The following is a 13,789-nucleotide window of genomic DNA, read 5'->3' on the forward strand; positions in this document are numbered from 1 at the left end:
TGGCCCGTACCGCCCTACCGCCGCAGCACCTGCCTCAACCCCTACCTGCACCACAAACTCAACGACACCGCCCTCGACCACCACGAACACCGCGAAGAGATCATCCCGCTCCGCATCAAAGGCCCCGCGGACAAGCCACTGCGCGTACCAGGAGGCACAACCTTCACATTCGACGCCCCTGCTCCCTGACGACCGGCCCCGAGCCCGGACATCCGTCCCGGCCCGGGGCCCGCTCAGGTCTTGGCCTTCCAGCCCCCGGACCGCACCAGTGCCGCATGAGCAAGACTCCCCGGCACGGCGCCCGCCCCTGACCCAGATCGCCGGCGGGCGCCCCCAGCCCCCGCCCGAGCCCGGAGAACAACCCGTCCACACAAGAGGCGGGCTGTTGCGGCGTGCCACTACCCGCCTCGCGCCGTCCATGTCGAACTGCCCCTTGCCTCGCCGGCCTCCCGCGCTCCACGGTGCGGCCACCCCCGCCCTCTGCACCTGACAACCGCACCCCGGGGCCGCCGCGCCGCCGTACCCCGGCACCTCTTCCGGCGCTGCGAGCACCGGCCCCGGGGAGCGGAGACCACCACCCCGCCCCCAGGCCGCTGCGCCCCAGCCCCCGAGCCCCATGCCCACACGACCTTCGAGGACATCATCACGACCGCTACGCTGCGCGCCCATCGTGCCCGCAAGGCTCGCTCACCCCGCTACGCCGACCGCCGGCCCCGCCCGGCCAGCCGCCGCTCGACGAACCGCACCGTCGGCGCCACCCGCTCCCGTCTCGCCCGCTCGTCGACCGCTCGATGCTCCCCGTGTGGAGCGCATCGGCTGCCCCGCCGCTGAGGGCCACCGCCCGCCTGCCCCGCAGACGGTTGCGTTGCTAGCGCCGCCTCGGGTCATGGTCGGGTCAACGGTCCGAAGGGAGCGGTGGCCACCCCTTCCCGCCCCTTCGGGCCGCCCCAACCCCCGGCCCGCCCGGCCCGGCCAACACGGCCACGCGCCGCGGGGTTCGGGCTGGCCGCAGCCGGCAGGCGGCCGGAGCTTGCGTAGGCAGCCACGCCGCCCGCCGTCCGGCCCAGGATCCGCCGCCCCCGCGCTCCCGCCCGGGCGCCCATCGCTGACCACCACAACTGCCTCTCGGCGAAGGGTGCGTGAAAAGTGCCAGAGGTGTACGGCAACCGGCCCGCTCCCACCGCGTCGGCTGGGCTCCGTAGACCCGTCCGCGTGCGTAGCCTGACCTGCGAACCCGACCGGCCCCGCGGCAGTAGTTCCTGACCACCCCCGCCCTGCACGGCCCCGCCCCCGGCTCCCAGGGGCGGGCACCACCCGTGCGACCAGGTCGCCACCCACATCGCCCCGAACCTCGCCGGTCTCACCACCGCCTGAACCGCGCGGCCCTCGAGCCGGGACACCTCGTCCCAGCCGGGGGCCGTCCCATTCCCGGGCCGCCCCCGGCCTGTGCTGCCCGGCCCGCGCCGCCTGTGCTGCCCGCGCGCCTGCCCGTCTGTGCGTCTGGGCCCGTCCTGCTGTGGCGGTGCCCGCGGGTGGTGTGTTGTCTGGCTAACTGCCTGCTGTCACACGGTCGCTGCCGTCCATCGCCCTCGTGCCGCCGATCGGAGTTCCGTCGTGACGACCGCCGCGCCTCGCCCCCACGCCGTTCCCGCCCGCACGTCTGTACCTGCTTCTGCTTCCGCCGCCCTCACGCCCGTCCCTGCGGCCCCGGTGGAGTATCAAGGGCCCCGGATCGCTGCCGCGGACTTCTTCGCCCAGGCCCGGTCCGGCCGCGCGCTGACGACCCTTCCGGCGTTCACGGACGGGGACTGCATCAGCTGCCCGCAGGGCTACCTGTGGTGGCGGCAGAACGGCCAGTGGATCAAGCCCGGACAGCCCGGCGGCCTGACCGTGTCGGACCGCACCGTGACCGGCTGGTGGCGGCAGCGCACACGGCCCGGCAGCCGCCGCTTCGCGCTGATCCACACCCTCGCCAGGCACGAACTCCACCGGATCGCCGCCGACCACTACCTCGGCCGCTCCATCGACCACATCGACACCGCCCACGAGCAGCTGTGCCGGCAGACCGTGACCGGAGCATGGCTGCGGTACTTCGCCGCGCACGCCATCCGCTCACGCTCGACGACCCTGCACCTGGAGCTGCCGAGCGGCATCGTCACCGTGCACTCCCGCACCCAGGGCGACGTCTTCTACCACCCCTGCCGCGCCTGACACGACGCCCACCGGACGGGCCCCGCACCCCTACCGGGCGCGTGGTCCGTCCGCCCGCCGGGGTCCGCACCCTGGCCCCGGCCGGCCCGCCACCTCTTGGGAAGGACCCGATGAAGCCCACCGATCGCTTCGCCCTCTTGTGCGCGACCGTCGCAGTCCACCACCTGGAGGTCGAGGTCACCGCGCACCCCGGTGACCGGCAGCGCGAGCGCACCTACCTGGTGCACCGCGCAGCCCTCGCCGACCGTGCTGTGCCCGCCCTGACCGACCTCGAGCCCCCCAGGATCAGCGTGCAGGACGCTGAGTACACCGCCCGCCGCCTGCTGGAGCACGACCGCGCCCACGCAACCGGCCGCGGCCCCGTCCCGGCCACCGACACCCGATGGGACACCGACCCGCGCATCTACACCCGCCAAGAACACGCGGCCGCTGTCCTCAACGACCACCAGCAATCCGCCCGACAGGCACCGCTGTCGCCGACCGAGGGCTCGTGACGCTGCCCCCCCCTGTACGCCCGCGCCGTGCGGCCCCGCCCTCCGGTACCTCGGGGTGCGGGGCCGTCCGCGCCCAGCCCGCGCCCCCGTCCGGGGTGCGGGGCCGTGGCCGTCCGCGCTCCCGGGTCCCGTCCGTGCTTCTGTGTGCGCCGCGCTCCTGGTGGCAGCCCGACTCAGCGCCGTGGCGTGTGCCGGTCGTCGTATTGCCCGGCTAGCGTCCCGCGGTCGCATGGTCGCTCCCGTCAACCAGTGTCATCCCGAAGGGAGTTCCACGATGACGACTGCCTTGCACCGCCCCCAGCTCGTCACTGCCTGCATCGACACTGCCGAGCCCCCGGCCCCGTCTCCGGCCGACTACACCGTCACCGTCTACGTGAACACCGCCCGCCACAACTTCGACGGCTACCGGCCCCGCCATCCGCTCGCCGAGGTCACCCACCCCAACGGCAGCCCGCTGCGGCTGGTCTTCCACACCAACGCGCACATCAAGGACCACGAAGCGGCCGCCGATGCCGCCTACTGCGTCGGCAACCGCCAGGGCGTCGACGACCACGGCCAGTCCTGGCCCGACGATGTGCGTTCCGTGTCCACCGGCGACGTCGTCAAGGTCACCAGCCCCGACCACTGGATCATCCATCTCGCCGTCATCGGCTGCGGCTTCTCCCCGGTCCCGGAGCCCACCCTCCTGGTCCCGCTCGCCGGGACCCGCCCCACCCGCCGCCGCCCCTGACCCCCGCCCCAGCCCGCCGTACGGCACGGCCCCGCACTCCGGAACTCCCGGGGCGCAGGGGCCGCCCTCGTTGCCGCCCCGTGCTTGTTGCCCCGCTAACCGTGTGACAGGCCACCGTCGCCCCCACGACCGGTCACCAACCCGTGGTGCCCGACCGGCAGGAAGGCCCCCAGATGCGTGTCACCCCCAGCGGCTACGTCCTGACCCGGCCCGACATCCTCGACCACCTGCGCGAGGAGGCCGCCCGCACCCGCACCCACCGGGAGTTCACCGAGAGGACGATCACCGCGTTCGAGAGCGAGGGCCCCGACGCCGAGCCGTTCCTGAACGACTGCCCCGAGCGGATAGCCCGGCTGATCTTCGACGAGGTCGCCGAAGCCTACGACCCGGCCGACCGCGCCGAACGAGACGCCGCCCGCACCACCACGCTCATCCGCGTCTACACCCTGCCCTACACCAACGACCGCCGAGAAGCCGCTCTGCGCGCGCTGCGTGCCCGGCAGCGGCGTAACGCGAGGGGCCTGGACCGGCTCCGCGTCCGCCTCACGATCGGCTGACCCCAGCCGCGCATCCCGAGCCCCGGCCCCTGAACTCCCGCACCTGGCGGCAGGAGCCCGGGGGCCGCGCCACACCCGGCCCAGTCAGCCCGCCGCCACACCGGATCGCCGCCATGCGCCCCCGGCCATAGGCGGCGCCCCCGGCACCACAGCCCGCCGCCGCGAGCAACGCCGCCTCGCCCCCCTGGGGGGCGAGGCGGACGCCGGGCCCTTGCACGGCTTGGCGCTGGCCGGGGCAGTCTCGGTGCTGCTAGAAGAACCCGCTCCCGCACCACCCTTCCCGCGTGCGGTCGAGCCCCGGCCGCCGGGCCGCCCCTTCACCCCTCAAGCGGCGGCCCGGCCCTCCGCACCCGCGCCGCATCCAGAACGAGACCCCGAGCTTCCGGAGAGCCCATCCATGCCTGCAAGCACCCGCTCAACCCACATACGGCCCGTCGCCCGGATCCTGCGCAGCCTGACCGCAGCGGAGCGCCCCCGCCCGGGCCAGTTCATCGTCACCGAGTGGTCCGAAGCCTGTGTCTGCGGCGGCAACTTCCTCGGCCACCAGGAAGAACCGTGCAGTGAGGAGTGCACCGGCTATTACCCGGTCCGCGGCTGGCCCGTCCTCGGATCCGGCGCGGCTGGCCCCCAGGCAGCCGGACAGCCGGGCGACAGCTACGGCCCTACCCAGGCCACCCGGTAAGACTGACCGCCCTTGCCGCCCGGCCACCGGCTCCGCGCGCGGCGGGTAAGTGCCACAGCCTTGTGCGGCTTGGTCCGAGCCGGGACAGTGTCGGTGCCGGCTGTGACGGCAGCAGCGCCTTCTTCAGTGCGGCGAGGCCGTCGTGGGGGCCCAAGACAGACTGAGTCCAGCACCGGCATCCGCGTCTCCCGGCGGACCGGCCCCCGCCCTGCGGCCTCGTACGGGTTCTGGCCCGGGGTCCCTCGAGTTCAGCGGCCCCGAGCCCGGAACCCCTTGCCCTGGCCCGGGGCCGCACGCACCTTCGCCGCCCGCGCCACACCCGGCCCCGCGCCCAGGAACACCACCGTTCCGGGGCGCGGGACCCCGCCCGCGCGCCGTCACCATCCACCCTGACCCGCCCACCGGCACAACCGCGGCGGCCGGCCGGGTTGCGGTGCTTGGCGCGCCCGAGGCCATCGTCACCCTGGCAGCCCCGAGGGAGCAGAGACCAACCCCTTCTGCTCTCCCTGGGGCCGCGCTCAAGCGCATTCACGCGCCGCCTCATTCGAGCCTTGACGACGGGACAATCCGTGACTTCCCCTGCCCTGCGACCGCACGCCCTACCCCCGCGTACCCTGACCCGGCTGACACCCGCCGACTGCACGGCCACCCAGTGGTCGACGGCGCAGGCGAAGGCCAGTGCAGGGAACCGAGTCCTGACCTTCATCGAGATGGGACTGCACCAGGACGCCTTCACCGACGACCTGTACCGCACCTGCTCACAGCACCTGTTCGCCCACATCGCGCACTTCGACCGGCTCGGTTTCGCCGACGTCTGGTTCACCACCCCCGAGGACAAGGCCGCCTTCATCCGACACGCCATGAACGCCAGCAGCCTCGGCGATCCCGCCTGGACATGGTCCGACGTCGAGCAGCACCTTCAGCGCACCCTCGCCGACCATCCCCACCTTCAGGAGCCATCAGCCTGGACCGGCGCCACCCGCCCGCACGACTGCCCGTCATGCCACTGCGCCCCCCAGACAGGCAACTGACCCCCACGCATCCGCTTCACCGGTCCCAGGACCGACCTCACGGTCCCGGGGCCGCGCCATGTCCACACGCCCACGTTCAACCGCTCCCCACCACCCCCGGCCCCGTCGTGCGACGGGCCCGGGGCCGACGCGCACCCCACACCTCGGCACCCGGGGTCGTTATGTGCATGTCGACGGCGCGCCGTCCCCTGAGACGGCGGATGCGATCGTCGCGGAGATTGCTCAGCAACCGAGGCGCCCGGCAAGACGGCGAACCATTATCGGATCACCGAGTAGGCGCGGCTTCTCTGTGACTGTGTGCAGCTTCGTCGAATGAGGCCGCAGGCGCCTTTGCTGCCGTGTGCGGTGGGGGACCGGCGCGGTGTCCGCCCGCACCACGGTGTGAGCCCGGGGGGCCTCGGGCGGGTGCTCAAGCCGTCGGCCGGGATGCGTTCCCCGAGGCCATCGCGGGCCTGCGTGGGTCTGTGTCAGACATCTCATGTCGTCGGTGGGTCAAGTTGGTTGCTGGCGATGCCGTGGAGCTGTGCGTGTGCTCCGCCACAGGCTCGAAGGCGGTAGCGTCCTCGGCATGCTGGATGGTCCTGATGTCTCGGTGGCACTGCGAGGCGGGGTGCGCACTCGCACGCAAGCCTGGGACTTCGTGCGCTGGTTCGCGGATGCGTGGATGGGCCGCCCGCTGGAGCCAGCAGACGGCTACAGCGAGAGCGAGTTGGCGGCCGTGGAGGCCGAGCTGGGCTTCGAACTCCCGGCTGCCCTGCGCGAGGGGTACGCACTGTTCGGGCGCCGGCAAGATTTGACCCAGCAGCAGGACCCCCTGGTCCCGGCGACGGGGCTTTACGTCACCGACGATTTGGGCGGCATCCTGATCTTCCGCCATGAGAATCAGGACTGCGCCTTCTGGGCAATCCCCCTGGCCGAGATCGAACAGGACGATCCGCCGGTGGTGGTGGAGTCACGCGACGGCTGGATCCCGTTCCTCGAACGGATGTCCCTCGCATGGGTCGAACTCGTGCTGAGCGAGTCCCTCTTCGGAGCGGACGACCTCGGTCTCTACGACGCCTGCGAGCTCCCCAACTCACTGCTGCCGAGCCTCCACGAGCGCTATGCCCGGGTGAACCTGCCTGACCATCCCATGTGGGCCAGCAAGGACGACTCGCCCGTGCGCTGGTACTCGGGGCCTGGCCGGCTGGTACGCAGAGACGGGTTCCAGGACCAGTCCTGGATCCATGCACGCGGACGCACGACTGCCGATCTCGAGATCGTACGCAAGGACCTTCCCGGACCCTGGGTCCGCTGAAGTTGCCTCACCCGTCATGTCGCCGGACCAGCCCATCACGGGGTTCGGTCCAGCGGCTACGCGGCCAATGCGAGGGAGGGCCCGAACGCGCGTTGTGAGTCGTAGAGCGTCCGCGTCTGCAAGCAGTGGTAGAGGCAACCCAGGAGCTTGTTGAACAGGTTCCGCAGAGCGGATGTGTGACGTTCCCCGGCCTCTCGCCGACGGTCGTAGTGGGCTCGCGGATGTTCTGATCGAAGGGCCGCGAAGGCCCACATGTATCCGGCAGAGGCCAAGCGCTGGTTCTTCACGGTCCTGGCCACCACGACGCGACTTCGGTCGGAGGCCCGGGTCACCGGGGCGGCACCGGCATAGGCCTTCATTGCTCTGGCGTCCGCGAAGCGTTCGCGATCGTCACCGATCTCGGCCAGCACGCGCGCTCCGGAGAGCACGGAAAGGCCGGGAAAACTGGTGATGATCTCGGCATCCGGGTGGGCGAGGAAGGCTTCTTCGGTGGCGGCGGCGAGCTGGTCAACGCTGTTGCAGGCGGCGTCGAGCTGCTGGATTAGGGCCAGGGCCTGGCGCCCCATCGCGTGTTCGACTTGGGGCAGTTGATGGAGGTAGTCCGCGCGGAAGATGTCCCGAAGCCGCTCGACCTCCGCCTCAATGCCACGGCGTGGTCGATCCGCGCGCTTGAGCAGCGCACGCAGCTGGCTGCGTGTGAGCTTGGCGGCGTCGGCCGGGGTGGGCACGGCCGCGAGGACCACGCGAGCACGCCGAGAGTCCAATCCGGGCTTCCCAGCGCCGTGGAAGGCGATCAGGGCGGCCGGATAGTACTCACGCAGGTGGGAGCGGAGTCGGTTGCTCATCTGCTGCCGGTCCCAGACGGCGTCCTGGTGGGCCCGGGCAAGCGCTGCGACGGCCTGCCCGGCTTCACTGTCGGATGGCAGAACACGGTGGGCATGCCGATCGGTGCGGAGGATGTTCGCCAGCATCCGCGCGTCGGCGGCATCGGACTTGGCTCGGGCAACGCTGCCACGATCGCGGTATCGGGCTGCTGCCAGCGGGTTGATGGCGTAGATCTTTCGGCCGGTGGACCGCAAGCAGGCGACCAGCAGCCCGCGCGGAGTCTCGATGGCGACCGGGATCAGGCTCTCGGCGCTGTCACCGTGCCGGGCCAGTAGTTCCAGCAGCGCGTGGAAGCCGGCACTGTCGTCGCTGATCCGCAGCTTGGCCAGCTGATGTCCGTCGTGGTCGACCAGGGCTATGTCGTGGTGTCCCTCAGCCCAGTCGATTCCGCAGTAGACCGTGCTCAAGCTCTTCCTCCATCCCCTTCGTGATGCATTGATGCTGGTCAGCTCCGTGCAGAGAACGCGGCGCTCTAATAGAAGTGCTCGGGGCACGCCATCTCATGAGCCGTTCGTGTCTCCAGCGACCGGTAGGGACCTCGGTCTGCTGAAGAGCTCCGAGCTCGCGAACTGTTGAGAGGTCGGCCCCTGCCGGCGGGCTGGCGACATGAAACACGAGGTGCCCGCGTCCTGCCAGGAGTGACCGGTCTTAGACAAGAGATCGAGGTCCCGGAACTACCGAAGGCCTCCGCCTGGCAGGGCGCGGGCAGATGGGACCGGTCTGACCACGGGGATCTGTGTCCCGGAAGGGCGGCAGGCCTCCACCTCGCACGGCCACCCCTTGCCAACTTGCGCTCGTGGTTGCCGCGGACCTATTAGAAGGGCGGGTCTTCGGAGCAGCCTCCCGCCCACCGCTCGGTGATCCGCCGGGTGGAGACCGGGCCGGCGGCCTGCCGCACCGCGGTCAGGATGCGCTGGTACTCCGCCGGCAGTGCGGACTCAACCACCCCCGGCGCACGGTCCGGGACCAGCCGCACCGCCCGACCCGCCGTCTGGACCACCGGCGACCCGGCCTCGGTACGCTCGTCGGCGAGCTGCTCGCTCATCCGCTGCCACACCCGCTCGGCCACGGCCAGCTCATCGCGCTCGGCCCGTACCTCCGGCAGCTGCTTGACCAGCTGCTCTTCGAGTCCGTCCAGCTCCGCACACCGCGCGGCGATCCGCTCCAACACCTCGGGATCCATCATGGGCCGGAGCGTGGGAGCGGCACCCGCGACGACGCACGGGAATCCACAAACCCACTCCTGCCAGACGATCTACACCCCAGACTGCCGCCCACAACCAGCACGAGCACCCCGAAACGACATCACGCCAGCACCCTGAACAGCCACTTCAAGATGACGCAGCTTCAATGACTCGGCCGCCACCTTCGCCCGCTCCCTCGCGCTGCTGGCGACGGTACGGCAACGGATACGGGGCCGAGATCTGCCTGCGACGTCTGGGTGCCAGCGCAGGCCGGTAGCGTCTGCCAGGTGACCGACGACGCCATCATTTGGAACCGGCTCGCCGCCTTGCTGCCGGAGGCCGAAGCCCAGGAAGTCAAAGACTGCTGGGACATCGGAGAGCAGGAGGCAGGGCTTGGCCTGCTCGTCTCCGGCATCCTCGGTCATCAGGTGCCGATCAGCGAGACGGCCAAGGCCCAGATCTCCGTACTCGCAGAGACCTGGGGCGAGCGGGAGAGCCTCACACCCCAGATCCTTCAGTGTCGTGATGACGGCCCACCGGGCCACCTGAAGCTGCTCGACGGCGACGCATGCACCGTCCCCGAGGCAACGGGTGTGGCCGAACAGGACTTGGCCGGTCTCGTCCTCGTCCCCTGGATCACCTGCACGAGATGTGGCCAGGTCCTGATGCGCGCCCATGCCCGAGAAAGCTGGGGAGATCTCTCCTACCTGGCGAGGTACTACGTCATTACGACGTCGAACCGAGCCACCCCCCTGCGACTGTTCCCTACCGACTCCGCCACCGCGGCCTTCGCTGTCCTCCAGCGCTCGTGTTCAGACGCACCATAAGAAACGGTGTCTGCAGCACTCAGCGAGTCAGACTCAGAGAGACCTTCTGTGACCTCGGACCGCCCGGCACCGTCGACCACCCCCTGAACAGGCCCTCGACATCGTCCGCAGCCGTTTCGCCGAGCCCACACTGCCCGACGGCTCGCCCCCCGAAGTCCGCGTCGAGGAGTTCGACATCGGCTACCTGGTGTACGCGGTGTTCCCGCCGGTCACGGACGCCGCCGGACGGCCTCAGCCGGCTCGCCCCGGCGGCAGCAAGATCATGGTCTCCAAGGACACCGGCGAGACCGTCACCCTGCCCAACTACCCGACGCAGGCGGCCATCGACCTGTACCGCCAGCAGCGGGGCTGACCCGTACGGCGAACGCTCAGTACAGCGAGCGCTGTGTTGAGGGAGTGAGCGTGCACCATCGCCGTCGCCCTCGGTGCAGCACCGAGCGCTGCGACCGTCTGCCGGACCGTCCGCATGCCCTACCGCACCACGGGATGGGACAGGGCACTGACGCGGCGGTAATGGATGGGCCGCGCCGTGAAGAATGGGGCAGCCGGCGAGGGGAGCGGTGGTGCAGGTAGAGGGTGCGCGGCAGGGGCGGCTGCTGGTCGTCGACTTCGGCCCGCGACGGTAGGAGGAGGACGGCACCGCGTCCATTGTCCCGCGGCTGTCGAGCGATCGCTAGGCCTCGGTGAGGGCGCGTTGCGGGGCTAGCCGTCGCGCCCAGCACGGTCACCGCACCCATCCCGACCGTCGCTGGGAGACACACCCGTGCCGCACACCACCGCACCCATCGCTCCTACTCCGCACCTGTTCACCGTCCGCCAGGACCCCGAGCACCAGTTGACCGTCACCGGCACCTGGAAGGCCCTGCACGCTGCCGTGCACGCCTCCACGCCTCGCATGACCAGCTACACCCCCAGAGCCACGGGGAAGAGCGGGTCGTCGGGGCCGTCCGCGCCGAGCTCGTGGAGCACGGCGAGCCAGGCCCGGGCGCGGCGCACGAGTTGGAGGTCTTCCCGGTCCTTGATGAACCGGCCGGCCCCCTTGCCCGCCTGGTCGGTCTTGGACATCGCCGTGTTCACGAACAGGCCGGTGTCGTGGACCTTCACCCGCTTTACGAGCTGGTCGGCGAGCTCCATCTCATGGTGCAGGTTGCAGTAGGCCAGGGCTGCGAGGAACGCGTCCCGCTTGCCGATGTTCGTCGTCTCGTCAATCGCCTGGATGATCCGCAGGTTGTAGCCGATGGTGACGGCCGGGGCCCGCCTCACCTCACCGCCGGCCGCCACCCACTCCCTGCGCCAGGCGCGCAAGCGGCCCTTGAAGCGGCTGGGGTCGGGGCGCATGTCGACCGGCTGCCAGTTCAGTATGCGGCTCATGTACGCCCCTACGGTGTCCGGCTTGTACTTCCCTGCCTCAGGTGCAGGCCGTAGCGGGTGTAGGTGGTCGTGGTGCACGGGTAGGGCGGGTGCGGCGGCTTCTGCTGCGCGCACCAGGTGGTGAAGGCGTGCCCGGCAGCGGCGTAACGCGAGGGGCCTGGACCGGCTCCGCGTCCGCCTCACGATCGGCTGACCCGCCGCCCGCCCGCTCCGAACCCCTGGCCCCGCCCCGGCTCCGCACGGCAGGGGGTCCGGGGGCCGCGCCCTGCCCGCCCCGCTGTTGCAGGAGACCACGGCCGGCGGCGCGCTCGCACACCCCCGGTACCACGGCGCGCCGACCCGCACACGAGTCCTCCCACCGCCCGCCTGTCGCCGTTCTGCCCGTTGCCTCCGCTGGTTACGACGGCAAGGGGGGCGCCGACCCAGCACGCACCCCGTAGCCGCCAGAGCCTTGCACGGCTTGGCGCCGGCCGGGGCAGTGTCGGTGCTGCTAGAAGAGCCCGCTCCCGCGCCACCCTTCCCGCGTGCGGTCGAGCCCCGGCCGCCGGGCCGTCCCTCATCCCTCAAGGGGCGGTCCGGCCCTCCGTATCCGCGCCGCATCCAGAACGAGACCCCGAGCTTCCGGAGAGCCCATCCATGCCTGCAAGCACCCGCTCAACCCACATACGGCCCGTCGGCCGGATCCTGCGCAGCCTGACCGCAGCGGAGCGCCCCCGCCCGGGCCTGTTCATCGTTACCGAGTGGTCTGAAGCCTGTGTCTGCGGCGGCAACTTCCTCGGCCACCAGGACGAACCGTGCAGTGCGGAGTGCACCGGCTATTACCCGGTCCGCGGCTGGCCCGTCCTCGGATCCGGCGCGGGTGGCCCCCAGGCAGCCGGCCAGCCGGGCGACAGCTACGGCCCTACAGGCCACCCGGTAAGACTGACCGCCCTTGCCGCCCGGCCACCGGCTCCGCGCGCGGGGCCATCGCGCTCGGCGACCCGAAGTCCGGCACCCCGTCCTGCCCCCGGGCCAGCGGACCGGGCGGCACACGGCAGGGGCCGCCTGACAACCAGCCGAACCAACGGGCCGTCCAGGAGCCGCCATCACGCTGAACCTGCGACGCGGTTCAAGCTACGAGCAGGCGGAGGCCGAGATCTGCCGCGTCGAGGTCGGCGAGGTCGCTGTTGCGCTCGGCCCACCGGCCGGAGTCGAGGTCGTCGCTGAGGCTTCGCACCGCCCGCTGCTCGGCCTTTGGCCCGACCCTCGTCCACACCGACATCGCACGGCGCACGTGATCCTCCAGATACGCCCCCGGTCGGCGCCAGTACGCCTCGAACAGGCCGTCAGCGCAGTCCCAGGGGACGGGTACGGGTTCGGTGCGGGCGCCGATCGCGTCGGCCATCCCAGCAAGCGAGGGAAACTCTGCGAGGACGGCGGCGAACTCGGGCAGGTAGTCGCGGGTAAGCCAGAACCGGTCCTCCCATCGAGGCTCGTCGGTGTCGAACGTGAGCACCACCACGCGGCGGGCCACGCGCCGCATCTCGCGCAGCCCGCCTATCGGGTCCCCCCAGTGGTGAACGGTGGAGACGGCCATCGCGACGTCGAAGGACTGGTCCTCGAACGGCAGGCTCTCCGCGGCAGCGGCCACGCACGGCGCCGAGCCGGCAGGCCGCTGCCCTCGCATGACCGCCGACGGCTCCACCGCGGTCACGTCGCGATCGGCAGGTTCGTAGGAGCCGGTGCCGGCCCCGACGTTCAACACTGTCCGGGCGTCACCGAGCGCGTCCCAGATCTGCACGGCGATCCGCGGCTCGGTACGCCGTGTCGCGGGGTAAGCGCCGCCGATCGCGTCGTACAGCCGTGCACCGAGCATCTCCAGTTGCTCCTCCGGTGTCACCATCAGTCCCCTCGCCCGTGACGCGAGTTCCCTGTCAATCGCGGCCACCATGGCGTCAGCGCGATCACGCCGCTCCACCAACAGGTCACGCAGTCGGCGCAGATGCGCCACCGCGTCGGTGGACGGGTCACCGACCAGTTCTGCAACCTCCCGCAGACCGAAGCCCAATCGCCGATAGGCCACCACCTCCCGCAGCCGCTCCACGTCGCCCGCCGAATACGCCCGATACCCGGCCGTGGTACGCGCCGACGGCCGAACGAGCCCGATCTCGTCATAGTGATGCAGCGTGCGGACGCTCACACCGGCCAACTCGGCCACGCGCCCCACGGTCCAGTGATCCTCCACGGCACCGACTATCCAGCCTGACGCCACGTGAGGGTCAACAGCCATCGCGCTCAGCGACCCCAAGCCCCACACCCCCTCCCGCCCCCAGGCCGCACACACCGTCCGCCGTCCATGCCCGGCCACCCCCGCACCGCCCCCAGGCCGCGCGCACCGCCCCCGGCATCCCCGCCAACCTCGCCCCCGCACGCCGGGGTTGTGCCGCTAGTGTGATGCGCCAGAAATCCTGAGGGTTAGTTACTACCCTGTTGCCATGTCGCATCCTGGGCCTTCTGCTGTGGAGATCACGCTGTCCGAGG

Annotated in this window: 14 protein-coding genes; 10 read left to right on the forward strand and 4 right to left on the reverse strand. The window is 71.3% G+C overall.

The window, feature by feature from the left end:
- The 8 genes from ACFQ9Z_RS39130 to ACFQ9Z_RS39165 all read left to right on the forward strand — a co-directional run.
- Positions 1-189 (forward strand): hypothetical protein (locus tag ACFQ9Z_RS39130; protein ID WP_383031843.1); only part of this gene is annotated, 189 nt, incomplete at its 5' end.
- Between the two features lie 1,521 nt (positions 190-1,710).
- On the forward strand, positions 1,711-2,211 hold the full coding sequence (locus tag ACFQ9Z_RS39135) for a hypothetical protein (protein ID WP_383031846.1): 501 nt from the start codon (positions 1,711-1,713) through the stop codon (positions 2,209-2,211).
- A 110-nt stretch (positions 2,212-2,321) separates the two neighbouring features.
- A complete protein-coding gene (locus ACFQ9Z_RS39140; protein ID WP_383031849.1) occupies positions 2,322-2,705 on the forward strand; it encodes a hypothetical protein in 384 nt (127 codons plus the stop codon).
- Between the two features lie 274 nt (positions 2,706-2,979).
- A complete protein-coding gene (locus tag ACFQ9Z_RS39145; protein ID WP_383031852.1) occupies positions 2,980-3,435 on the forward strand; it encodes a hypothetical protein in 456 nt (151 codons plus the stop codon).
- Positions 3,436-3,608: 173 nt separating this feature from the next.
- Complete coding sequence (locus tag ACFQ9Z_RS39150; protein WP_383031855.1) at positions 3,609-3,992, forward strand: hypothetical protein; 384 nt, start codon at positions 3,609-3,611, stop codon at positions 3,990-3,992.
- Positions 3,993-4,389: 397 nt separating this feature from the next.
- Entirely contained in the window at positions 4,390-4,674 is a 285-nt protein-coding gene (locus ACFQ9Z_RS39155) for a hypothetical protein (RefSeq protein ID WP_383031858.1), read from the forward strand.
- Positions 4,675-5,243: 569 nt separating this feature from the next.
- The gene (locus ACFQ9Z_RS39160; RefSeq protein ID WP_383031861.1) at positions 5,244-5,705 is read left to right on the forward strand and encodes a hypothetical protein; all 462 of its coding nucleotides are present in this window, start codon (positions 5,244-5,246) and stop codon (positions 5,703-5,705) included.
- A 568-nt stretch (positions 5,706-6,273) separates the two neighbouring features.
- Positions 6,274-7,002 carry an SMI1/KNR4 family protein gene (locus ACFQ9Z_RS39165; protein ID WP_383031863.1) on the forward strand — a complete coding sequence of 243 codons (729 nt, stop codon included), beginning with the start codon at positions 6,274-6,276 and terminating at the stop codon, positions 7,000-7,002.
- Positions 7,003-7,058: 56 nt separating this feature from the next.
- Here ACFQ9Z_RS39165 and ACFQ9Z_RS39170 read toward each other — a convergent pair whose 3' ends face one another.
- A complete protein-coding gene (locus ACFQ9Z_RS39170; protein ID WP_383031866.1) occupies positions 7,059-8,294 on the reverse strand; it encodes an IS110 family transposase in 1,236 nt (411 codons plus the stop codon).
- 407 nt (positions 8,295-8,701) lie between these two features.
- Positions 8,702-9,073, reverse strand: coding sequence for a hypothetical protein (locus ACFQ9Z_RS39175; protein ID WP_383031869.1), 372 nt, complete (start codon positions 9,071-9,073; stop codon positions 8,702-8,704).
- A 285-nt stretch (positions 9,074-9,358) separates the two neighbouring features.
- On the opposite strand from ACFQ9Z_RS39175, the gene ACFQ9Z_RS39180 reads away from it, so the two are divergent.
- Together ACFQ9Z_RS39180 and ACFQ9Z_RS39185 are read left to right on the forward strand one after the other, a co-directional pair.
- The gene (locus tag ACFQ9Z_RS39180) at positions 9,359-9,898 is read left to right on the forward strand and encodes a hypothetical protein (protein WP_383031872.1); all 540 of its coding nucleotides are present in this window, start codon (positions 9,359-9,361) and stop codon (positions 9,896-9,898) included.
- A 187-nt stretch (positions 9,899-10,085) separates the two neighbouring features.
- On the forward strand, positions 10,086-10,250 hold the full coding sequence (locus ACFQ9Z_RS39185) for a hypothetical protein (RefSeq protein WP_383031875.1): 165 nt from the start codon (positions 10,086-10,088) through the stop codon (positions 10,248-10,250).
- A 551-nt stretch (positions 10,251-10,801) separates the two neighbouring features.
- Here the strand turns inward: ACFQ9Z_RS39185 and ACFQ9Z_RS39190 are convergent.
- Together ACFQ9Z_RS39190 and ACFQ9Z_RS39195 are read right to left on the reverse strand one after the other, a co-directional pair.
- A complete protein-coding gene (locus ACFQ9Z_RS39190) occupies positions 10,802-11,269 on the reverse strand; it encodes a hypothetical protein (protein ID WP_383031878.1) in 468 nt (155 codons plus the stop codon).
- Between the two features lie 1,108 nt (positions 11,270-12,377).
- Entirely contained in the window at positions 12,378-13,475 is a 1,098-nt protein-coding gene (locus ACFQ9Z_RS39195; RefSeq protein WP_383031881.1) for a MerR family transcriptional regulator, read from the reverse strand.
- Positions 13,476-13,789 lie beyond the last annotated feature (314 nt).

The organism is Streptomyces sp. NPDC056580 (genome assembly GCF_042793175.1).
In the GTDB taxonomy this organism is placed as follows: Bacteria; Actinomycetota; Actinomycetes; order Streptomycetales; family Streptomycetaceae; genus Streptomyces.

Excerpts from the sequence above, each read along its gene's own strand:
- ACFQ9Z_RS39190 (WP_383031878.1), bottom strand. The coding sequence starts at position 11,269 with ATGAGCCGCATACTGAACTGGCAGCCGGTCGACATGCGCCCCGACCCC.
- ACFQ9Z_RS39150 (WP_383031855.1), top strand. The coding sequence starts at position 3,609 with ATGCGTGTCACCCCCAGCGGCTACGTCCTGACCCGGCCCGACATCCTC.
- ACFQ9Z_RS39165 (WP_383031863.1), top strand. The coding sequence starts at position 6,274 with ATGCTGGATGGTCCTGATGTCTCGGTGGCACTGCGAGGCGGGGTGCGC.
- ACFQ9Z_RS39155 (WP_383031858.1), top strand. The coding sequence starts at position 4,390 with ATGCCTGCAAGCACCCGCTCAACCCACATACGGCCCGTCGCCCGGATC.
- ACFQ9Z_RS39145 (WP_383031852.1), top strand. The coding sequence starts at position 2,980 with ATGACGACTGCCTTGCACCGCCCCCAGCTCGTCACTGCCTGCATCGAC.
- ACFQ9Z_RS39140 (WP_383031849.1), top strand. The coding sequence starts at position 2,322 with ATGAAGCCCACCGATCGCTTCGCCCTCTTGTGCGCGACCGTCGCAGTC.
- ACFQ9Z_RS39175 (WP_383031869.1), bottom strand. The coding sequence starts at position 9,073 with ATGATGGATCCCGAGGTGTTGGAGCGGATCGCCGCGCGGTGTGCGGAG.